Raw genomic sequence first — 21,268 nt, 5'->3', positions numbered from 1 at the left:
ATTAAGCAGATGAAAACGAACAACAAAAACATAAAGAGTAGTTTGCTAATGATGGCAACACTGCTAATCGTATTAATAGCTCCATCTTGCAAAAAAGCATTAGATAACGAACTGGATAACGCAACTTATGATGATAAGTTCTGGAAAACCGAGGCGGATGCGCAAGGCGCAATAAGTGGTGCTTACGGATTGCTGAGGACTAGTTTATACACCGATAATACTTTCTTTATCTGGGGCGATTTGCCTTATGGTGAATTTAAAACAGATGACACCAATATGCAGGGTCCGTACGTAAATGGAGGTTTAAATGCCGTTTACTATCGTGAAGGAGGGGCGCACACTTGGACAAATTGGTACAAGGTAATTAACGTTTGCAATTTGGTAATTGATAAAGTGCCTGCAATTCCAACTGCTTCATTTTCTGGTGGTATTAAAGCTAAAAATTACCTAATTGGCGAGGCCTACTTTTTACGCGGACTTTGCTACTTCTATTTGGCCCGGGTTTGGGGTGAAGTTCCCTTGCAAAACGATCCAATTTATACGGCAGAACAGATTAAGCTTTTGGCCCAATCTCCGGAAGAAACCATAACCAATCAGGTAATTAGTGATGCGGCTAAGGCATCCGCATTAATGACCTTTGAAGGTACAGCTCAATATCAAAGAACCAGGGCGAATAAAGGTGCGGCACTTGGTTTACTTGCACACGTTACCGCTTGGAGACATGATTATACAAAAACTTTAGTCTATACCGATTCCATAATTAACAAAGTTGATACTTATGGTTTGGAAACTGCTGATAACATTAGAATGCCATTTAAGAATACCAATTCGAAGGAAAATATCTTTGTAATTCCATCTTCGAATGCAAATAAGGAAGCTTATTTCAGTGATGGGATTGGTTTCCAAACCCTAATGGAACCATACATTACAGATCGATATAGCAAACCTTTATATTATGTAAATTCTGATTTTCTATTCAATATTTATCCAAATGCAGCAGATGTTAGATTGGATAAGTTTTATGGATACAGCAGCAGTGCCGATATCGATCTTTTAATTAAATACAGCGACGTTGGTTACAAAACCGTTTCTGAACCTTATATAGAAAGCAATTTAATTATCTACCGTTTGGCAGATATATATTTGTTAAAAGCAGAAGCTTTAAATGCTTTGGCAAGAGATCCAGAAGCGCAAACGGCAATTAATGTGGTTAAAGTAAGAGCAAATACAGGCGGAACCTCAGCCGTTGGAAATTTGCTTAAAATAGAAATCATGAACGAACGGGTTAGAGAACTTGCCGGCGAAGGTCAGAATTTCTTTGATGGTGTACGGATGAACCGAAGCCCGGTTTGGATGACCGATGCCCGTAAAGCACTTAAAGGTTGGAGATGGCCGATTGCCAATAGCATTCTCCAAAACAACAACCTGATTAATCAAACAGAATTCTGGAAAGGTAAATACTAAAAAGACATCACATGAAAAAATACATATTTATAGTTTTTGCAGCCATGATTGTGTTCATCAGCTGTAAAAAAGGAAACGGAATTATTGATGGAGGCTTAAGCAATCCAAAAGTGAACTTCAATACTTACGATTTTTTAAAATCGCATCCGAAAAAGGTTTTTGATACTACTTTAATGATAATCGATAAGGCTGGTTTAAAAGACATCATTAATGGTGATGTTACTTTTTTTGTGCCCAATAATTATTCGATCAATAATTTCTTGAACATTAAACGCGATGAAGCCCGTCAAATTGATGAAAACAAAAAATACACTTTAGATTCTCTGTTCAAATACTTTACGCCAGCAATGCTTAGAGATTCGTTGGGCATTTATGTTTTCAAAGGAAAAATCTCCTATAATCAACTTACCGAGGATGGACAAATCTATCACCCTGTAGTATCTCCAAGCGAAAGCTTTGTAATTTCATACACAAAAACGCCAGGCTATTTGGTTGATGGAATTATTACTACGGATGCCAGATTGGTTTATTTTACCCGAGTAATTGGCGAAAGAGATGTTTTAGTAAACGGACAAATGGAAGACCCCAGTGGCGATGAAAGCCTACTGGATAGAAGTGCCGTTTGCCAAACATCAGGCATTGAAACAACAAATGGAATTGTACATGTTTTAAGCAATTCGCATCCATGGACATTTAAAGTGAAAGATTTTTAAAGCAATATTTTATGAAAAAGATATATTTATTCGGAGGCATACTTTGCCTAATTATTGCAACATTAAGCTTTAATGCTTGTAAGAAAGTTAAAGAAGGTTTTTTAAGTGATTATTTACGTTATTCTTCAAACCCGTTAAGGGTAAATGCAGGCTCGTTTTATTTATCTCAGGGATTAATTCCTGATGCATCTACCCCGCCTTTTGAAGTTACGCTGCTTAACGTTAGGCATAAGGATACTGGAAAAAGAGCAGAAGAGTTTTTTAAGGAATATGAATTAGATGTGTGGAAATTACCATACGATCCTACAACTGATACTACGCTTGCGCTAATTAACGCCAAAAGAACTAGAGTTAAAAAAACACCTTTTGAGGTTACTCCGGTAAGCGGTCAAATGGTTTTTAACGAGGCGAGCAATAATATTCCTCCAGGAGAATATTTGCTCGATATTCAAGTAAAAAATCCTAATGGCACAAAAACTTATAATGGAATTTGCACCATTATTTTAGCCCCTCAGGTAGAGTATGAATATATTAATGCCCCATATTCTTTAGCAGTTGAAGCCAATAGCGAAACTGCTATTCGATTTGCCTACGATGCAGACTGGATTGATGCAACGGTTGGAAGATCGACAACTGCATGGTTAAAAATTAAACGTGTGGCCGATTCGCCAAACCAGGTTGTGCTTAAATTCAAGGATAAAAACGGAGCTTTATTTGCACCATCTGAGTATAAACAAAGACCAAGTGGAAACTCCTACTTAAAAACCTTAGGTACATTTGCATACAAAACTACCGTTACCGATACAGCTGTTTTATATGATTACGCAACAAGCCCTTTTCCCGCACTTTATTGGGATAGTCAGAGTAATGGGATAAACTGTTACTATAGAATTAATGCCAATAACGTTGCTTCCATTGATACGGCAAGCGCTACAAACTGGAATCCGCCAAGCCAATTGCCATATGGTACCTGGAACAAAAGGCCGGTTAAACTTAATGTTAGGTTTAATACCAGAATCAATAGGCCAGGAAAATACATCTATGAAATTATATTAGCCGCTACCAAAAAATAGAAGATTAAGGTTCTATTACGAATTGATTTGTAAATAAACTTGTCAAATTGAGCTTGTCGAAATGCCTTGAAAATATGTTAGGTCCTTCGACAGGCTCAGGATGACAATCGATGATTTATAAAACATTTTATTTAAATAAATCCCCCAATGAAATCATTCCTTTCCTCTTTATTCGTACTGTTAACTACAATTTCTTTTGCACAGCAAAGTTGTCCGAAATGGGGCCCTTATGTTAAAACAAAAGGTTTAGCCAAGCAAAACGCCGAACTCATGATGGCCGACGTTATGTTTCCAACAGCCGGACTTGCGCCCTATACCTATGCCTGTAGTGTTCAATTTGGAATAGGCAAAAGCGGAGGATATTGCGGTATTCAAAAAGCAGGGAACAACGAAAAACGCTTTACCAATAACATTTTTTCCATTTGGGATTTTCCAAACAAAATTCAGATTACGGCAATCTATAAAGATCCTTTAACCTTTGTTGGCGGTTTTGGAGGAGAAGGTACAGGTTTACATTCACATGCAGATTTTAATTGGAAACCCGATCAATGGTATACCAATATCATTCGTCGTTGGTCGGTAAATGATTCTACCACAAATGTTGGCTACTGGATTTATGACCACACCGCAAAAACCTATAAGCATTATGTAACCTTTGTTGTACCAGAAGCCAAAGCCATGCTGCATGGAGATTTGGGAAGCTTTTTAGAAAACTTTGCCGATGATTCTAAAAAATCAAGAACGGCAGTTTATAAATCTTATTGGATGTTGGACGCACAGAACACTTGGTTGCATCCAGATACTCTAATAGCCGAAGCTGGTGTAGGTTCTTGGAAAGCAGAAGCCCAAGATGGTGGTGTTAAACTAACTTCCTGCGGAACAGAGATAGGTCCATCCCGTTATGCTTTTCCTGTTAAAGAAAAATCAAATCAATCAGAAATTGTTCAGGCACCATCCATTTACGATTTATCAAGTTATTACGATCATACCCAAAAGAAAATATTTGTAAACTGGAGTATGCTTGATACGGCTACACCACAATTAAGTTATGCCGTAAATATTTACGATAACAGGCAAAAATCTGGCAAACCCATTGCATCGCTAAATGGTGTCGATCCTGATTTAAACATGGTTGGAATTGCAGTAAGTAATCTTCAGCTCAAAAATCAGGATTACTACATTACCCTACAGCTTACCGATATTTTTGGGCAAACAACTCCAATAAAAACAACTGTTCTCCGAGAGTTAAAACCCTAATGAAACCAAGCCTCAAAGAAATTTGAGGCTTTTTTTTATGGTAACAATTTTAATCGGTTTTTTGATAAGCCATCCTTTAATTTGATATTTAGGAACCAAACCAACATTTCATGAAATTTAAACTTATACTCACCACGTTTTTATGTGCTGGCTTCTTTGTGCATGCGCAGCAAGGGTCAAGAAAAAACCCAACTAAAGAAACTGTAACCAAAACTGAAGTAACGGTTAAAGAAGATTCAAAACCAACCGGAAACGAAAGAGCCATTAAAGTAGAAAGCGCTGTAATAACCAACCACACTGTAACTGTTGACGGAAAAAACATCCCTTACAAAGCAACCACAGGAACATTGCCTGTTTGGGATGAAGATGGAAAACCAATAGCTGGTTTGTTTTATACTTATTACGAACGGAGCGATGTTCAAAATAGAGCCAAAAGGCCATTGGTTATTTCTTTTAATGGTGGTCCAGGCTCAGCCTCTGTTTGGATGCACATTGCTTACACGGGTCCGGTAGTTTTAAATATCGATGATGAAGGTTATCCCGTACAACCTTATGGATACAAAGAAAATCCATATTCTATTTTAGATGTTGCTGACATCGTGTACATCGATCCCGTAAATACAGGTTATTCACGAGCGGTAAGTAAAGACATTCCAACAAATAAATTTTTCGGTGTTCGTGCAGATATCAAATATCTGGCCGAATGGATTAACACTTTCGTTACCAGAAACAATCGCTGGGCATCTCCAAAATTTTTAATCGGCGAAAGTTATGGAACCACCCGCGTTTCTGGGTTGGCTTTAGAGTTACAAAATAACCAATGGATGTATTTAAATGGCGTGGTTTTAGTATCTCCAACCGAATTGGGAATAGAACGTAGTGGCCCCGTTGATGCGGCTTTACGCTTGCCATATTTCGCCGCTACGGCTTGGTATCATAAAGTTTTACCAACCGATTTACAAAGCAAAGATTTAACGGCAATGTTGCCAGAAGTAGAAAGCTTTACCATTAACGAACTGATTCCGGCAATTGCACAAGGTGGCATGTTAAGCTCCGATAGAAAGAAAGCCATCGCTACAAAAATGGCCCGTTATTCTGGCTTATCAGAAAAGGTAATTTTAGATTATAATTTAAACGTTCCAACCGATTTTTTCTGGAAAGAACTTTTGAGAGATAAGGGTTTTACCGTTGGCCGTTTAGATTCCCGCTATCGAGGCATAGATAAAATGAGCGCAGGCGAAGGGCCGGATTATAATGCCGAGCTTACCTCTTGGTTACATTCCTTTACGCCGGCCATTAATATGTACATTAGAGATGAACTGAATTATAAAACAGACCTAAAATACAATATGTTCGGTTCTGTTTATCCATGGGATAATACCGGCGACAAAACTGGCGACAACCTTCGTCAGGCAATGGCGCAAAATCCTTACCTACATCTTTTGGTTCAGTCTGGTTATTACGACGGTGCCTGCGATTATTTTAACGCAAAATACAGCATGTGGCAATTAGATGCTGCGGGTAAATTAACAGACCGCATGAGCTGGGAAGGTTATCGCAGTGGGCACATGATGTACCTCCGTAAAGATGATCTTAAAACGGCCAATAATCATATCCGCGAGTTTATTAAAAAGGCACTGCCAAAAGAAGGAGAAGCTGCCAAATTCTAGGCCAGAATTTTTGGGATTTAAAGATTTTCAAGAATGATTTTTATAATCAAATATTGAAAATTAAAATTTAATAGAAGCGCAAAGACAGTACAGCAATTAATGTTCGTCCTGTGCCCAAGGCACTCCCGTGGAGCTTTCAAAATTATTTAAATAATATTCCTTAAAGTATTAACGAATTGTTTTTGCAAATGGGAAACAAAAAACGGTAACTGCAAACTAAAAATAATTACTTATTTTTGTGGTTCAATTATGCAACAAATAAAAACATCATTCGATTTTGAAAAGCCAATTGCAGATTTAGTTCAGCAAATGGAAAAGGTTAAACAGGTTGCCGAAAAAACTAAAGTGGATATGTCTGCCACTTTAGATGAACTGGATGGCAAGCTAGAAGAAACCACTCAAAACTTATATAACAACCTTACCGGATGGCAAAAGGTTCAAATGAGCCGTCACCCGGATAGACCGCAAACACTTGATTATATCAATATGATCTGCGATGATTTTATCGAATTACATGGCGATAGAACAGTGAAGGATGATAAAGCAATTATTGGTGGCTTTGCAACTATTAATGGCCAAACGGTCATGGTTATTGGTCATCAAAAAGGTAAAAACACCAAAGAACGTCAATATCGTAATTTCGGTATGGCAAATCCAGAAGGCTACCGTAAGGCGTTGCGCTTAATGCGTTTGGCAGAAAAATTTAACAAACCTGTAATTTCTTTTATCGATACAATGGGCGCTTACCCAGGCCTGGAAGCAGAAGAGCGTGGACAGGGTGAAGCCATTGCAAGAAATTTATTGGAAATGTCTATCCTTAGAGTGCCGATTATTTGTGTGGTAGTAGGCGAGGGTGCTTCTGGTGGTGCTTTGGGTATTGGTATTGGCGATAAGGTTTACATGTTGGAACATACCTGGTATTCGGTTATTTCGCCAGAATCTTGCTCTTCAATTTTATGGAGAAGCTGGGATTTTAAAGAAAAAGCAGCCGCCTGTTTAAAACTGACTTCTGATGATATGTTTGGCAACAAACTAATTGATGGAATAATTCCCGAGCCTTTAGGCGGAGCACATCAAGATCCTGAATTGATGGGACAAACATTAAAAGATTACATCATTAAAGATTTAACCGCATTGGGTAAAATTAAGACCGATAAACTTATTGAACAGCGAATTGATAAATTCTGCGCAATGGGTGTTGTAAACGAATAAATCATTAACTAAATAAATTTATAATCCTGTTTCGCTTTGGTGGAACAGGATTTTTTTTGATCCAACTTACGAAGTTTCCCGAGGCTTAAGCGCAAGAAGAACTTCGTCAGTTTTAAAGCAACATTTAGATAAGATAAGTTTAATCAGGTAACAAAGAAAGTTGTTGCACTTTCTTTTGAGACTGTCGAAGTTTCCCCATTTCACAGCCCGCCAAAACTTCGAAAGTCTGCCATCCAACTTACGAAGTTTCCCGAGGATTGAGCGTAGGAAGAACTTCGTCAGTTTTAAAGCAACATTTAGATAAGATAAGTTTAATCAGGTAACAAAGAAAGTTGTTGCACTTTCTTTTGAGACTGTCGAAGTTTCCCCATTTCACAGACCGCCAAAACTTCGAAAGTGTGGCCCTCCAACTTACGAAGTTTCCCGAGGCTTGAGCGTTGGATGAACTTCGTCAGTTTTAAAGCAACATTAAGATTTGGCAACTTTAATATAAAGTACCAAAGAATTTGTCAAATCTTCCAAAGCTCACTTAATTTTTTTTATTTTTCTAAAACCATTTATATAATTCCCTGTTTATATAATCGAGAGCGTTAATTTATTTGGCTGGAAACAGACAAATTCGAAGGGTAGTCATTCTTGACTGCCCTTTTTTTTGTTTTAGAAAATTTTCGGATTTAAAAATCCTGTAAATAAAAAAGCTTCACAAATTAATGTGAAGCTTAATAATATTCTTTCTTTAAGGCTTATTGTTGTGGACCTTGCTGATAGTACATAGAAAATCTGCTTTCTAGGCCAGCAAATATTTTCTCCAATTGGGTACTCAGTTTATCTTGGCCCGCTGCTTTACTGGTTTTAATCATTCTATCCAAATAGTATAAGCCGGTTTGAACATTCTGAGAACCTGTAATACTTCCTTTTGATTGGGAAACATCAGCCAAGTAAGTTAATTCTTTATTGATGTAATCGCCCGAAGTTGATAAAATTTCGTTTGCTCTTGCGGTTTCTCCAAGTTTATATAAGTTTTCTGCAATGTAGAATTTAACCACAACCGTACGGATACCATAGAATTTCTGAGGCATCACGGCAAAATATTTATCCATTACTTTTTTAGCTTCAGCAGTTTTACCTTCTTTAATTAGGTTACTGCTCAAATTACTGAAAATGTTGGTGAATATAAACGTATCGTCTGATGACTGTGGATCCAAATAGGTAGCCGTTTTCATGTTGCCCCATTTAAACTTGTTCATTACGTTATTATATAATGCAGGTGTGTTCGTTAATTCTGATCTTTCATCAGAAGATGTTGTATCGGCTTTTAACGGCAATAAGCGCAAGGCTAATCCTTCGTTGTATAAATATTTGTCTAAACCATTGTACTGTTCTGATGGAACAGTAGATGCAAAATAAATTGGACGTTTCCAGTTGTTGTGCGCTAAGATATCGAACATGGCTAATGTTCCCTTAGTTACATAACCTTTGTTAAATTTCCAGTCCATTTTGGTTGTGATCTTCGAAGCATCTGCAGCTGGAACCGTTCCAGTACTCACTACTTGCTGTGGATCAACTGTAATCATTAAGTTTTTGGTTGGCAGGAAGTTCGATTTTGTACCATCCTGCATAGGTACTTTATCTCCATCATCGTTTGATAATAACAAATCAACCACTTTCTCAAGCTCAACATCACCAGCAAGTTTATAATCATCATATGGCATTACATCTCTTTCTCCTTGAACATACTGAGAAGGAACCATACTAATTGGAAGCGGGGCAGATTCATTTTGTTTCTGTCTCATTCCATTAATGTACCAATCTGTATCAAACAAACTTAAGTTTACAATTCGCACATCTGGACGCACATTTTCTACTTCCTGAATGTACCAAAGCGGGTAAGTATCATTATCACCATAGGTGAACAAAATCGCATTCGGTGCACAAGATTGTAGGTAATCCAAAGCAATATCATGTGGAACCAATTTTGTAGAACGGTCGTGATCATCCCATCCTTGTTCTGCCATAATGGTTGGCGCAGCAAGTAAACCAATTACAGTAGCGCCAATTGCACCAGTAGTAGGGGTTAATTTTTTAAATAACCATTCTTTAATTGCCAACACGCCCAAGCCTATCCAAATGGCAAAAGCATAGAACGAACCTGTGTAAGCATAATCTCGCTCCCTAGGCTCTAAAGGTTTTTGATTTAAGTATAATACAATGGCAATACCGGTAAAAAAGAATAACAGGGCAACAATTCCGGCATCTTTCTGATTGCGTTTAAAGTGCCAAATTGCACCCATTAAGCCGATAATTAATGGTAAAAAGAAGAAACGGTTATAAGCTTTGTTATCAACTGTTGATGGTGGTAAATGGGTCTGATCGCCCATGCGCATCTTATCAATGCCTTTTATACCGCTAATCCATTCGCCCTCAAAACCACTTCCCTGGCCTTGTTCATCGTTTTGACGGCCAACAAAATTCCACATAAAATAACGCATGTACATGTAGCCGATTTGATAGCTAAATAAGAAGCCAACATTATCTACTACATTTGGTTTTTTGCTATCGTCCATATGCATCCATTCTTTGTAAAAGGCTGCATGCTTCGGATCATCGCTATACATACGAGGCAATAACGTATTGTTGGTGTATTCATAATCGCTTTTCTTTCCGGCAACCTCGTATTTATTATCCCCTTTTCTCCAAATGGTTTTTCCTTCTGTTACACCAGATCTTTCTGAATTATAATTTGGACCAAATACCAAAGGTCTGTCTCCGTATTGCTCACGGTTTAAGTAGCTCAAAAACGAAAATGCATCTTTCGGAGCGCTATTGTTTAAGTTAGGATCAGCCTTGGCTCTGATTACAATCATCGAGAATGATGTATAACCGAAAATAATTAATACAGTAGAAATTAAGCCTAAGTTTAATAATTTCTTTTGATGTGCAATTGAATAGCGAATGGCCCAAACGAACGCACCAATCAATAAAACCGCGAAGAATAATACACCCGTTCCGAAGCCTAAGCCTAAAGTGTTTACAAAGAATAAATCGAAGTAAGCACCAAATGAAACCAAATACTGGATAATACCATATTGAATAACTGCTAGGATTAAAATCCCAACGATTAATGTTTTAAAAATCCCTGATGTAGTCGGTTTATCTGTTTTTTTGAAATAATAAACAAAAGCCATCGCCGGAATGGTTAATAAATTTAGGAGGTGAATACCAATTGATAAACCCATAATATAGGCGATAAACAACAACCAACGATCGCCTTTTGGCTCATCGGCATGTGCTTCCCATTTTAAAATGCCCCAGAAAACAATTGCGGTAAATAGAGATGATTGTGCGTAAACCTCAGACTCTACAGCAGAAAACCAAAAACTATCAGAAAATGTATAAGCTAAAGCACCAACTGCTCCGGCACCCATAATGCTAATCAATTTGCCTGTGGTAAGTTCTTCGCCAACTTTAATTAATGTTTTCTTGGCTAAAGCGGTAATGGTCCAAAATAAAAATAATATGGTTGCTGCACTCGAAATCGCTGAGCCAATATTCATCCAATAAGCAATTTGGGTTTTATTGCCCATTGCGAACATCGAGAAGAAACGTTGAATCATTAAAAATAAAGGTGCACCCGGTTGGTGAACAACTTGCATTTTAAATGCCGACGCGATAAATTCGCCACAATCCCAGAAACTAGCAGATGGTTCTAAGGTTAAAACGTAAGTTATTGTAGCAATTAAAAAGCAGATCCAGCCTACTATATTATTGACTTTTGAATAATTCATTGGTTTATGATAATGATAATTAAATTTTGTATTGACATAAAAATGCTGCCGAAATTAACTATTCTAGTCGATAAAACAGGTAAAATTTTAGATTGATTTAACAATTTTTAACGCAACAAGTCCAAAAATCAATTGAAAAATGACTGTAGGCTTTTAAAATTTAATGGTACGTGAAGACACATACCACGGCTTGATGATGAAGTTCTTTCAATAATGTTAAGGTTCGTGTCTCCACGAACCTTTAAGAAGTACTAACCGCTCACAAAAGGAGAAAGTCTTAATAACATGGCTGAATATTGTTTCTCCAATTTTTTACTCAGCTCATCCTGCTTAAATGTTTCTGTTAATTTAATCATCTGGCCTAAATAAGTCATATAAAAACGAATCTCATTTTCTGAAGCTAAGCGATTTTTGCTAATGGAAACATCAGCAAGGTAGGTTAATTCCTTGTCCATGTAGTCAGCTGTTCTATTTACTAAGGCATTTGCCCTTTTCAAATCATTTAATCTATACAAACTCTCGGTGAAATAAAAAGTACTGGCAACCTGACGGAATCCATAAAACTTTTCAGGAATCACCTGGAAATAACGATCAGCAACTTTTTTACTTTCGGCAATTTTCCCTTCATCTAACAATCCATTTAAAAGGCCGTTAAAAATATTCGAAAACATGGTTACATCATCGGCAGATTGTCGATCTAAATGATTTGCATTTTTAATATTCCCATAGTTAAAAACGTTCATCACATTGTGGTACATTGGTTTTGTGTTTACCATACCGTAACCTGTGTTTGTTGCAGTATCGGGTTTTAATGGAAGTAACCTCATATTTAAACCTTCAGAATATAAATATTTATCCAAACCGATATATTGTTCTGAAGGCATAGTTGTGGTAAAATAAATTGGTCTTTTCCACTGGTTGTGTGTAAGAATATCGAACAAAGCCAAAGTTCCTTTAGTTACATAATCCGAATTGTAAGTCCATTCCATGCTATTGGCAATTTTGCCGGCATCTTCTAATGGAACAGTTCCTGTGTCAATAACTTCTTTAGGGTTAACTTTAAGCTTTAGGTTTTTTGTGGGCAGAACATTGCTTTTTGAACCATCTTGCATAGCAACCTTATCTGCATCATTATCCGATAATAAAACGTCCAGAATTTCTTTTAGCTCGATATGTTGAGCAATTTTATAATCCTGATAATACATTACATCTCTAGTACCCGCAACATATTGACTCGGTTTCATAGAAATTGGAAGTGGCTCCGATTGGTTCTGCTTCCGCTTCATTCCATCTATATACCAATCGGCGGTGAATAGGCTCAAATTTACCACACGTACATCTGGACGAATATTTTCTACCTCTTGTGCATACCAAACGGGGAAAGTATCGTTATCGCCATAGGTGAACAGAATGGCATTCGGCGCACATGCCTTTAAATAATCAATGGAAACATCTCTTGCTACATGACTATCCGAACGATCATGATCATCCCAGCCCTGACTTGCCATAATAACTGGTGCGGCAAATAAAGCAATTATAGAAGCAAAAAGGCCTGCCTTTGCTGGCGTCAATTTTTGGAAAACCCAGTCTTTCAACCCGAAAACACCAAGACCTATCCAAATGGCAAAAGCATAGAATGATCCCACATAAGCATAATCCCTCTCACGAGGTTCTACAGGTACAGAATTTAAGTAAATAACAATGGCAACTCCGGTAAATATAAAGAGCAGACCAATAATGCCAGCATCTTTCTGGTTACGTTTAAAGTGCCAAATGGCCCCAATTAGGCCGATAATTAAGGGTAGAAAGAAAAAACGGTTGTACGCTCTGTTTTCTGTTATTGATGGAGGAAGGTTTTTCTGGTCGCCAAGTCTAATTGCATCAACAGGCTTAATCCCACTCAGCCATGCACCACTACTTCCTCCGTGCTGGCCATCTTGATTGTCCTGTCTGCCAACAAAATTCCACATAAAATAACGCATGTACATTTGTCCAATTTGAAAGGTAGACATGTACGATAAATTTTCGGTCATGGTTGGTTTATGCTCATCATCAAAACCCATCCATTTTTTATAAAATGAACTGTGTTCGGGTTTATCGCTGTACATTCTTGGCGCTAAGGTTTTTTGTTCAAAAATATAATCTGATTTGGTACCGGCAACTTCATATTTTTGATCGCCTTTTCTATATAGTGTTCCGGATTCTTTAATCCCGATTTTATTAGAGTTATAGTTTTCTCCATAAACCAAAGGACGGTCTCCATATTGGGAACGATTTACATAACTTAAAAAGTTAAAGGCATTTTCGGGATCGGTGTTGTTTAAGTTTGGTTTTGCATGCGCCCTGATAATTAATAACGCAAAAGAACTGTAACCGAAAATAAGTAAAACCGTAAATAGCATGGCTAAGTTTAATGCTCTTTTTTGGTGGATGATTGAATATCTTATTCCATAAACCAATCCTCCGATAATTAAGATGGCGAAAAATGCAACTCCGGTGTTGAAACCAAAGCCTAATTTGTTTACAAAGAAATAATCAAAATTAGCGGCGAAAGAAACTAGATACTGGATAATGCCAAATTGAACAAATGCCAAAATGGAGATGGAAATAACGAAAACCTTTAATACGCTTTTCCAGTTGGGAGCGGGATATTTCTTGAAGTAATAAACAAAAATCAGGGCTGGAATTGCCAACAGGTTTAATAAGTGAATGCCGATAGAAATACCAATCATGTAAGCAACAAACAATAACCATCTATCTGATTTCGGATCATTGGCTTGCGATTCCCATTTTAAAATACCCCAAAATACAACTGCAGTGCAAAGCGATGACATGGCATAAACCTCAGCCTCTACGGCAGAAAACCAAAAACTATCCGAAAAGGCATAAGCTAAGGAACCAACCAAACCTGCGCCAATAATGCTAATGATTTTTGAGGTATTCATTTCAGATTCATCTTTTATGATGGTTTTTTTAGCTAGAGCCGTAATCGTCCAAAAAAGAAAAAGAATTGTTCCCGCGCTGGCTAGGGCAGAAGCAAGATTCATAAAATAAGCAACCTTGGTTACATCGCCCATGGCTAAAGTAGAAAATAACCGCTGAACCATAGAAACAATTGGTGCGCCCGGCTGGTGAACAACCTCTAAACGGAAGGCAGAAGCAATAAATTCGCCACAATCCCAAAAGCTTACGGATTGATCTAAAGTTAAAATGTAAGTTGTTGCGGCAATGAAAAAACATAACCAGCCGGCAATCGTGTTGGTTTTAGAATAGTTCATAGTTTAGGTTACTGATTGATAGTAAAAGGTTTATAGGTTTAACCTATAAAGTCGGTTATAAAATGAAAATGTTGCACGTGTCGTACAATTTTTTTGAAACTAAATTGAGCGCAAAATATTTTTAATTTTTTTTTAATCGTTCTTGCATATTTAAAATAACCTGCCTACATTTGCATTCCCAATCGAGGGATATATCCTCGAATTGCTTTTGTCCGATAGTATAAGGGTAGTACGACAGTTTTTGGTACTGTTTGTCTTGGTTCGAATCCAGGTCGGACAACTTAAGTTTAACATCGGGTCGTGTAAAATACATGATCCGATTTTTTTTAACCCGTAAACTACACGGAATCATGCCATTGCAGTTTAACCAGGTAAAGCTTTTTTCTGGAACAGGTTCTAGAGAATTATCACTTAAGATAGCTGAAAGTTACGGCAAGCCATTGGGCGAGGTAACCATTCACAAATTCAGTGATGGCGAGTTTCAACCTTCTTTTGATGAATCGATCCGTGGTTGTGATGTTTTCTTAATCCAATCTACTTATCAGCCCAGCGATAACTTAATGGAACTTTTGTTAATGGTAGATGCAGCTAAAAGAGCATCGGCACATTACATTACGGCAGTTGTTCCTTACTATGGTTTAGCCCGTCAGGATAGAAAAGATAAACCTCGTGTAGCAATCGGAGCCAAATTGGTGGCCAATTTATTAAAGTCTGCAGGGATTCACCGCATTATGACGATGGATTTGCATGCAGCACAGATACAGGGTTTCTTCGATATTCCGGTAGATCACTTAGATGGATCGGTTATTTTTGTTCCTTATATCAAAAGCTTAGGCTTAAAGAATTTAACCATCGCATCGCCGGATATGGGCGGTTCGTACAGGGCTCGTACCTTTGCTAAGTTTTTTAATGCAGAAGTTATTATTTGTGATAAACGCCGTAAACGTGCCAATGAAATCGAATCGATGTCGATTATTGGAGATGTAACCGGTCAGGATGTTGTATTGATCGACGATATTTGCGATACCGCTGGAACATTATCTAAAGCTGCGGCTTTGATTATGGAAAATGGTGCGGCAAGTGTTAGAGCGGTTTGTACACATGCCGTTTTATCGGGCAAAGCAATTGAAACGGTAGAAAATTCAGTATTAACTGAATTAATTGTAACAGATACGATTCCGTTGAAAATGAAAAGCCCAAAAATTAGACAGCTAAGTACCGCTAGTTTATTTGCAAGAGCAATTGCCAATGTAAATGAGCATGGTTCTATAAGCGATCTATTTAAAGTGTAATAAATGAGGTTGATTGTAGAAATTGATTGATCTGTTAATTGTAATTATGCAATCAGTTAATCAATTGAAACATTTAACCAGATAAACAATAATTAAATAAATATAAAATGAAAACAATCGCAATTAGCGGTTCTCCAAGAGAGAACGTAGGGAAACGCGATGCCAAAGAGCTTCGTTACGAAGGTAAAGTTCCTGCGGTATTGTATGGTGGTACTTCACAACAACATTTAGCTGTTGTTATCGCAGACTTAAGAGATGTAATTTACACTCCAGAAGCAAACTTTGTAGAAATTGATGTAAACGGTACAAAAACTAAAGCAATCGTTAAAGACACGCAATTTCACCCATTAACCGATGTTTTAATGCACATCGATTTTCTTCAATTATTTGATGATAAAGAAATCGTTATGGAAATCCCTGTAAAATTAGCAGGAACTTCTCCAGGTGTTAAAATGGGTGGTAAAATGGTTCAGAAATTACGTAAACTACGTGTTAAATCTTTGCCAGCTACAATGCCTCAAACTGTAGAAGTTAGCATTGCTAAATTAGAAGTTGGTGGCTTAGTTCGCGTTCGTGATATTAAAGCAGACAAATATGTAATTACCAATACTCCAGAAGATACAATCGTTTCTGTAGGAATGAGTAGAGCATTAAAACAAGCAGAAACTGAAGCTGCTAAAGGTAAAAAATAATCAGGATTTCTTGATTTCAGGATTAAGCGACACAAATTTTGTGTCGCTTTTTTTTGGATCAGGATTTTTTAAGATTAAAGGATTTTCAAGATCATAATATAATGTTTGTCCTTTAAGCTCTTCGCTTTGGTTTTTAAACTTTTCGCTCTAGTCTTTCTTCTTTGGACTTTAAGCTTTCCGCTTTAATCTTTGGTCTTTAAGCTTTTCGCTTTGGTCTTTAGTCTTTAAGCTTTCCGCTTTAATCTTTGGTCTTTCCGCTTTAAGCTTTTACCTTTGCAACCATGAAATATCTTATAGTTGGCTTAGGAAACATTGGACCGGATTATGCGCACACAAGGCATAACATTGGTTTTGATATTGCCGATGAACTGGTTAAAAATTTAGATGGAAGCTTTCAAAATATCCGCCTAGCTTATTATGCCGAGGTTGGTTTTAAAGGCAAAAAGCTCCATGTAATTAAACCAACCACTTTTATGAATTTAAGTGGCAAAGCGGTTAACTATTGGATGAAAGAATTAAAGATTTCTCCAGAGAATGTACTCGTAATTGTAGATGATCTCGCTTTGCCACTTGGTAAGTTGCGTTTAAAGCTTCAAGGCTCTAGCGCTGGCCATAATGGATTAAAAAGTATAGAAGAGGTTTGTGGTGGTCAGAATTATGCACGTTTGCGCTTTGGTATCGGAAATGATTATCCTAAAGGCCATCAGATTGATTTTGTTTTGGGCTTATTTGATAAAAACGAACAATTAGAGTTGCCGGCACTCATTGATAAAAGTGTAGAGCTTATAAAAAGCTTCGTAACTGTTGGCCCAGCACACACCATGACTGCGTTTAATAAATAACAAATCCTTCATTTTGCGTCTGAAAGCAATTCTATAGCCATATATTTCTTGAAGGTTGTATTAAAGAGATTGCTGTGAAAATTTAATATCACTCTTGAAGGCACTTTAAACAAAAAAAGACCATCTTTCGATGGCCTTTTTCCTAATATAGTTATTTAATGATTATTTAATTTTGCCTTCAGCTCTCGCAATGTAAGCATCAACCAATTGTGCTTCTGCGCTTTCAGGATACTGTGATTTGATTTTGGTGTAAGCCTCAACCGCACCTTTAAAATCATTTAAGTTTTCGTTAACCAAGCCTAACTTTTTCAAAAACATTGGAGAAGTAAATTTGCTAGCCTTATCAGAAGCTTTTTTGTAATAAGTAGCCGCTTGTTTATAGTCTTTCAATTCGCTATAAGCGTCACCCAACAAACCTAAAGCTAACGGATCTGCAACTGGGCTGCCCGTAGCGCTATATTTACTTAAAGCTTCTACAGCTTGTTTATACTCGCCTTTACGAAGATAAATCCCGCCTAAGTATAGGTTAGCTAAATTAGCCGATTTTGTATTATCATACTCTTCAGCAATTTTTTCTAAACCTGGATAACCACCTTCGCCTTTGATTGCCTTATTTGATAAAGAATCTACACCGATAAACTGCTCAGATCTGAACATTTTGCTTGCAGCTTCTTCAGCACGGCCTTTTAAATATACATTTTGATACCAAAAATATACGCCGATTAATAAAACTACTGCACCAGCTATAAATAGCAAGCTTTTATTATTTTCCTGTAAAAATGAACCCTTTTTAGTAGGTTGAATTGTCTGGTTATCTGTTGTAGACATGTTTGATTAAAAAATTTAAGATTGCAAAAATACATTTTTCAGTCAAAGTATCAATCTTTATTTTGAACTATTTAATTAAACATTAGTTATTTAGAGGCTAAAAATCGGTAAATTGCGCTCTATTTATGTGGTTAAAGAATATTACGCTTCTAAATTTTAAAAACTATACCGATGCAGATCTCCATTTTTCGGAGACAGTAAACGTTTTTACAGGCAATAATGGTTCAGGCAAAACCAATATGCTTGATGCAATTCACTATTTATGCCTTTGCAAAAGCTACTTTAATCCGATAGATAGTCAGCAGATAAAAACTGCTGAAGAGGTTTTTATGATTCAAGGTGATTTCGACCGCAACGAGAAGAACGAAAAAATCAGCTGTGGCGTAAAACGGAATCAAAAAAAGCAGTTTAAGCGTAATAAAAAAGAATACGATAAACTGGCAGATCATATAGGCTTGTTTCCAGTGGTAATGGTTTCTCCATACGATGTAAATCTGATTATGGAAGGGAGCGAGGAACGCAGAAAGTTTATAGATAATGTAATTTCTCAAACCGATGCGCATTATCTGGATCAGCTGATTATCTATAATCGAATCTTAGCCAATAGAAATGCACTGTTAAAACAAATTGCCGCAACAAAACGTTACGATGCTACCCTGCTTCAAATTTTGGATGAACAGCTGGTTATGGCCGGAAATAAAATCTTTGCTATACGTAAGGCTTTTATGGATGAGTTTATACCGCTCTTTAACCAATATTATAGCTACCTTACCGATAACAGAGAAACTGTCGAATTAAATTATCAATCGCAGTTAAATGATGTAGCTTTTGAAGAACTTTTGCAGAAGTCGGTAGAAAAGGATCGGGTTTTGGAAAGAACAACCACAGGAATTCATAAAGATGAGCTGGCTTTTGTAATTACTGGAATGCCACTTAAAAAATTCGGTTCGCAAGGGCAACAGAAATCTTTTTTAATTGCGCTGAAACTGGCTCAATATGCTTATCTGGCTAAAAATAAGGGCTTTAAGCCTTTGCTTTTGTTAGATGATATTTTTGATAAGCTGGATGATAATCGAGTGCAGAAATTAATGCAAATGGTTTCTCATCACGACTTTGGACAAATATTTATTACAGATACTGGAATAGAAAGGGTAAAATCGATTTTTAAAAAAATAGAAGTTGATGTAACTTTGTTCGACGTCGAAAATGGAAATATAAAAAATGCGTAAACCTAATGATGTTACCTTAAAAGATGCTTTCGGCAAAATGCTGGATGTGTATCGTTTACGCCGAAAGTTTGATGAAACTTCAATTTTAGCCATCTGGCCAGAAATTATGGGTACAGCAATTGCAAATCGTACGACTCAGATTTATATAAAAGACAAAAAGCTTTTTATCCGGATAGAGTCTTCAGTAATTAAAAATGAACTCGTTATGGTTCGCCAGGGGATTATTCAGAAACTGAACGAGCATGCAGGGAGTGAAGTGATCAATGAAATGATTTTTCTTTAATCAAAGATGAAATGTAAGGTTTGAATTATAACCTTACATTTCAAATATGTTTTGAACTATTTCTGATTTAGAAATTTGACTCGAAATTCAATTATCCCTTGCCGCCACCAAAGATTTTTGATAAAATCCAGATGAGCAGAGCCACCACTACTACAACCACAATAACGCCAACCCAAACGCCGGCTTTAAAAATACCTTCTACCAGTTCACAACTGCTTAAGGTGCTGCATAAAAATGCAATCAGTACTAATGGAAATGCTCTTTTCATATCGTTGTTAATTTTGTTATAGCTAACATTCGATACTGCAAGAAAGTTTTAGTAACAGCTTATTTTCCGTTTACTTTTAACAATTCGATTTCGAAAATTAATGCGCTGTACGGTGGAATATCCTGACCAGCACCACGTTCGCCATAAGCTAAATTGTATGGAATAAAAAATTTGTATTTAGAACCAGCAGGCATTAACTGTACGCCTTCTGTCCAGCCCGAAATTACACGGTTTAAAGGAAAGCTAATGGGTTCGCCCCTGTCGTAAGAGCTATCAAATTGTTTTCCATTTAATAAAGTTCCTTTGTAATGAACTAAAACTGAATCTGTTGCTGTAGGTTTAACGCCAGTTCCGGCTGTTATAACCTCATATTGTAAACCGCTGGCAGTTGTGTGAACACCAGCACGTTTTTTGTTTTCTTCTAGAAAAGCCTGTCCTTCTTTAATCATAGGTGCAAATTTAATTTTATTGGCTTCATTTTCAGCCTTGTTTTTCATTTCAGATGCTTTTGATAACGCTTCATTAATACATTGTTGTGCCTGTTGTTGATTTAAGGTAGTTTTGGCACCTTGAAATGCATCTTTTAATCCTTTCAATAAAACATCGTAATTTAATGTAGTTAAGCCAGTTGATTTTAATCCACTGCCTATTGAGGTGCCAAAAGCATAACTAGTAGAATCTAACGAAGATTTTAAGCCTGTGCCAGCAGTTGATGTTTTGTTTACAGCCGTGGTTTTTTTAGCAACTGGTTTTTTTGCGGTTGGTTTTTTTGTTTGTGCAAAAGATGCAGCTACGATACCTGAAACTAATACCGTTAAGAAAACTTTTTTCATTCTAATGATTGTGTTTTATCCATCGCATTGCGATGCGAGTTTTTTTATGTTCGAAAGATACAAAACTTATAAAACAATAAAACCCCGAAATGATCGAGGTTTTGTTGTAAGTTTTTTTTAAATGCTTAGAAACGTTCGTCTGCTTTGAAAAAGAAGTTTCCTTCAATTTCTGCATTTTCATCAGAATCTGAACCGTGAACGGCATTTGCATCGATTGATTTAGCGTATTTCTGGCGGATTGTTCCTTCAGCTGCTTCAGCAGGATTAGTCGCTCCGATCAATTTTCTGAAATCTTCAATTGCGTTATCTTTTTCTAAAATAGCTGCAACGATTGGTCCTGAAGACATAAAGCTAACCAAATCTTTATAGAAAGGACGTTCGGCGTGAACTGCATAAAACTGACCAGCAGTTTCGTCGGTTAGTTTAGTATATTTTAATGCAATGATTTTGAAACCTGCATTGGTAATGTCGTTTAAGATTGCTCCAATATGGCCATTTGCAACTGCATCAGGCTTAATCATGGTAAATGTTCTGTTAGTGCTCATTGTG

At 36.9% G+C, this 21,268-nt stretch carries 17 protein-coding genes; 11 read left to right on the top strand and 6 right to left on the bottom strand.

Annotated features, from left to right (window positions below; translation table 11 throughout):
* The first annotated feature begins 9 nt into the window (after window positions 1–9).
* From DF947_RS09055 to DF947_RS09030, 6 genes are all read left to right on the top strand, one after another.
* Window positions 10–1,464 carry a RagB/SusD family nutrient uptake outer membrane protein gene (locus tag DF947_RS09055; protein ID WP_109929384.1) on the top strand — a complete coding sequence of 485 codons (1,455 nt, stop codon included), beginning with the start codon at window positions 10–12 and terminating at the stop codon, window positions 1,462–1,464.
* 11 nt (window positions 1,465–1,475) lie between these two features.
* The gene (locus tag DF947_RS09050; RefSeq protein ID WP_109929383.1) at window positions 1,476–2,177 is read left to right on the top strand and encodes a fasciclin domain-containing protein; all 702 of its coding nucleotides are present in this window, start codon (window positions 1,476–1,478) and stop codon (window positions 2,175–2,177) included.
* 11 nt (window positions 2,178–2,188) lie between these two features.
* On the top strand, window positions 2,189–3,250 hold the full coding sequence (locus DF947_RS09045) for a DUF5007 domain-containing protein (protein WP_109929382.1): 1,062 nt from the start codon (window positions 2,189–2,191) through the stop codon (window positions 3,248–3,250).
* Between the two features lie 147 nt (window positions 3,251–3,397).
* Window positions 3,398–4,507 carry a DUF3472 domain-containing protein gene (locus tag DF947_RS09040; protein WP_109929381.1) on the top strand — a complete coding sequence of 370 codons (1,110 nt, stop codon included), beginning with the start codon at window positions 3,398–3,400 and terminating at the stop codon, window positions 4,505–4,507.
* 110 nt (window positions 4,508–4,617) lie between these two features.
* Window positions 4,618–6,177, top strand: a complete 1,560-nt coding sequence (locus tag DF947_RS09035) for a S10 family peptidase (RefSeq protein WP_109929380.1) — start codon at window positions 4,618–4,620, stop codon at window positions 6,175–6,177.
* A 249-nt stretch (window positions 6,178–6,426) separates the two neighbouring features.
* Window positions 6,427–7,389, top strand: coding sequence for an acetyl-CoA carboxylase carboxyltransferase subunit alpha (locus tag DF947_RS09030; protein WP_109929379.1), 963 nt, complete (start codon window positions 6,427–6,429; stop codon window positions 7,387–7,389).
* Window positions 7,390–8,132: 743 nt separating this feature from the next.
* On the opposite strand, the gene DF947_RS09025 is transcribed toward DF947_RS09030, so the two are convergent.
* Together DF947_RS09025 and DF947_RS09020 are read right to left on the bottom strand one after the other, a co-directional pair.
* On the bottom strand, window positions 8,133–11,174 hold the full coding sequence (locus DF947_RS09025) for a glycosyltransferase family 117 protein (RefSeq protein ID WP_109929378.1): 3,042 nt from the start codon (window positions 11,172–11,174) through the stop codon (window positions 8,133–8,135).
* A gap of 251 nt (window positions 11,175–11,425) precedes the next feature.
* Window positions 11,426–14,452 (bottom strand): glycosyltransferase family 117 protein, encoded by a 3,027-nt coding sequence (locus DF947_RS09020; RefSeq protein WP_109929377.1) that lies wholly within the window; start codon window positions 14,450–14,452, stop codon window positions 11,426–11,428.
* Window positions 14,453–14,802: 350 nt separating this feature from the next.
* Here DF947_RS09020 and DF947_RS09010 point away from each other — a divergent pair, with 350 nt between their 5' ends.
* The 3 genes from DF947_RS09010 to pth all read left to right on the top strand — a co-directional run bounded on the left by DF947_RS09010 (window position 14,803) and on the right by pth (window position 17,278).
* Entirely contained in the window at window positions 14,803–15,744 is a 942-nt protein-coding gene (locus DF947_RS09010; protein WP_109929766.1) for a ribose-phosphate pyrophosphokinase, read from the top strand.
* A 107-nt stretch (window positions 15,745–15,851) separates the two neighbouring features.
* Window positions 15,852–16,436, top strand: coding sequence for a 50S ribosomal protein L25/general stress protein Ctc (locus tag DF947_RS09005; RefSeq protein ID WP_109929376.1), 585 nt, complete (start codon window positions 15,852–15,854; stop codon window positions 16,434–16,436).
* A 281-nt stretch (window positions 16,437–16,717) separates the two neighbouring features.
* Window positions 16,718–17,278, top strand: a complete 561-nt coding sequence (gene pth / locus DF947_RS09000) for an aminoacyl-tRNA hydrolase (RefSeq protein ID WP_109929375.1) — start codon at window positions 16,718–16,720, stop codon at window positions 17,276–17,278.
* Window positions 17,279–17,440: 162 nt separating this feature from the next.
* On the opposite strand, the gene DF947_RS08995 is transcribed toward pth, so the two are convergent.
* Window positions 17,441–18,106, bottom strand: coding sequence for a tetratricopeptide repeat protein (locus DF947_RS08995; protein ID WP_109929374.1), 666 nt, complete (start codon window positions 18,104–18,106; stop codon window positions 17,441–17,443).
* Window positions 18,107–18,231: 125 nt separating this feature from the next.
* Between DF947_RS08995 and recF the strand changes: the two genes are divergently transcribed.
* Both recF and DF947_RS08985 read left to right on the top strand, forming a co-directional pair.
* Window positions 18,232–19,335 carry a DNA replication/repair protein RecF gene (gene recF, locus DF947_RS08990; protein WP_109929373.1) on the top strand — a complete coding sequence of 368 codons (1,104 nt, stop codon included), beginning with the start codon at window positions 18,232–18,234 and terminating at the stop codon, window positions 19,333–19,335.
* Window positions 19,328–19,618 carry a DUF721 domain-containing protein gene (locus tag DF947_RS08985; RefSeq protein WP_109929372.1) on the top strand — a complete coding sequence of 97 codons (291 nt, stop codon included), beginning with the start codon at window positions 19,328–19,330 and terminating at the stop codon, window positions 19,616–19,618. The genes recF and DF947_RS08985 overlap by 8 nt, the downstream gene beginning before the upstream one ends.
* A gap of 91 nt (window positions 19,619–19,709) precedes the next feature.
* On the opposite strand, the gene DF947_RS22365 is transcribed toward DF947_RS08985, so the two are convergent.
* The 3 genes from DF947_RS22365 to DF947_RS08975 form a co-directional block, all read right to left on the bottom strand.
* Window positions 19,710–19,886, bottom strand: coding sequence for a hypothetical protein (locus DF947_RS22365; protein WP_167398006.1), 177 nt, complete (start codon window positions 19,884–19,886; stop codon window positions 19,710–19,712).
* A gap of 59 nt (window positions 19,887–19,945) precedes the next feature.
* Complete coding sequence (locus DF947_RS08980) at window positions 19,946–20,719, bottom strand: FKBP-type peptidyl-prolyl cis-trans isomerase (protein ID WP_109929371.1); 774 nt, start codon at window positions 20,717–20,719, stop codon at window positions 19,946–19,948.
* Window positions 20,720–20,844: 125 nt separating this feature from the next.
* A complete protein-coding gene (locus tag DF947_RS08975) occupies window positions 20,845–21,264 on the bottom strand; it encodes a nucleoside-diphosphate kinase (RefSeq protein WP_109926386.1) in 420 nt (139 codons plus the stop codon).
* Window positions 21,265–21,268 lie beyond the last annotated feature (4 nt).

Origin of the sequence: Pedobacter paludis (assembly GCF_003173575.1) — a bacterium.
In the GTDB taxonomy this organism is placed as follows: domain Bacteria; phylum Bacteroidota; class Bacteroidia; order Sphingobacteriales; family Sphingobacteriaceae; genus Pedobacter; species Pedobacter paludis.
Note: the sequence above shows the minus strand (reverse complement) of the source record. Positions and strands in the feature narration are given on the sequence as shown.

Excerpts from the sequence above, each read along its gene's own strand:
- DF947_RS08995 (WP_109929374.1), bottom strand. The coding sequence starts at position 18,106 with ATGTCTACAACAGATAACCAGACAATTCAACCTACTAAAAAGGGTTCA.
- DF947_RS09025 (WP_109929378.1), bottom strand. The coding sequence starts at position 11,174 with ATGAATTATTCAAAAGTCAATAATATAGTAGGCTGGATCTGCTTTTTA.
- DF947_RS09035 (WP_109929380.1), top strand. The coding sequence starts at position 4,618 with ATGAAATTTAAACTTATACTCACCACGTTTTTATGTGCTGGCTTCTTT.
- DF947_RS08975 (WP_109926386.1), bottom strand. The coding sequence starts at position 21,264 with ATGAGCACTAACAGAACATTTACCATGATTAAGCCTGATGCAGTTGCA.
- DF947_RS09040 (WP_109929381.1), top strand. The coding sequence starts at position 3,398 with ATGAAATCATTCCTTTCCTCTTTATTCGTACTGTTAACTACAATTTCT.
- DF947_RS09050 (WP_109929383.1), top strand. The coding sequence starts at position 1,476 with ATGAAAAAATACATATTTATAGTTTTTGCAGCCATGATTGTGTTCATC.
- DF947_RS09055 (WP_109929384.1), top strand. The coding sequence starts at position 10 with ATGAAAACGAACAACAAAAACATAAAGAGTAGTTTGCTAATGATGGCA.
- DF947_RS22365 (WP_167398006.1), bottom strand. The coding sequence starts at position 19,886 with ATGAAAAGAGCATTTCCATTAGTACTGATTGCATTTTTATGCAGCACC.
- DF947_RS08980 (WP_109929371.1), bottom strand. The coding sequence starts at position 20,719 with ATGAAAAAAGTTTTCTTAACGGTATTAGTTTCAGGTATCGTAGCTGCA.
- DF947_RS09005 (WP_109929376.1), top strand. The coding sequence starts at position 15,852 with ATGAAAACAATCGCAATTAGCGGTTCTCCAAGAGAGAACGTAGGGAAA.
- DF947_RS09045 (WP_109929382.1), top strand. The coding sequence starts at position 2,189 with ATGAAAAAGATATATTTATTCGGAGGCATACTTTGCCTAATTATTGCA.
- recF (WP_109929373.1), top strand. The coding sequence starts at position 18,232 with ATGTGGTTAAAGAATATTACGCTTCTAAATTTTAAAAACTATACCGAT.
- DF947_RS09010 (WP_109929766.1), top strand. The coding sequence starts at position 14,803 with ATGCCATTGCAGTTTAACCAGGTAAAGCTTTTTTCTGGAACAGGTTCT.
- pth (WP_109929375.1), top strand. The coding sequence starts at position 16,718 with ATGAAATATCTTATAGTTGGCTTAGGAAACATTGGACCGGATTATGCG.
- DF947_RS09030 (WP_109929379.1), top strand. The coding sequence starts at position 6,427 with ATGCAACAAATAAAAACATCATTCGATTTTGAAAAGCCAATTGCAGAT.
- DF947_RS09020 (WP_109929377.1), bottom strand. The coding sequence starts at position 14,452 with ATGAACTATTCTAAAACCAACACGATTGCCGGCTGGTTATGTTTTTTC.
- DF947_RS08985 (WP_109929372.1), top strand. The coding sequence starts at position 19,328 with ATGCGTAAACCTAATGATGTTACCTTAAAAGATGCTTTCGGCAAAATG.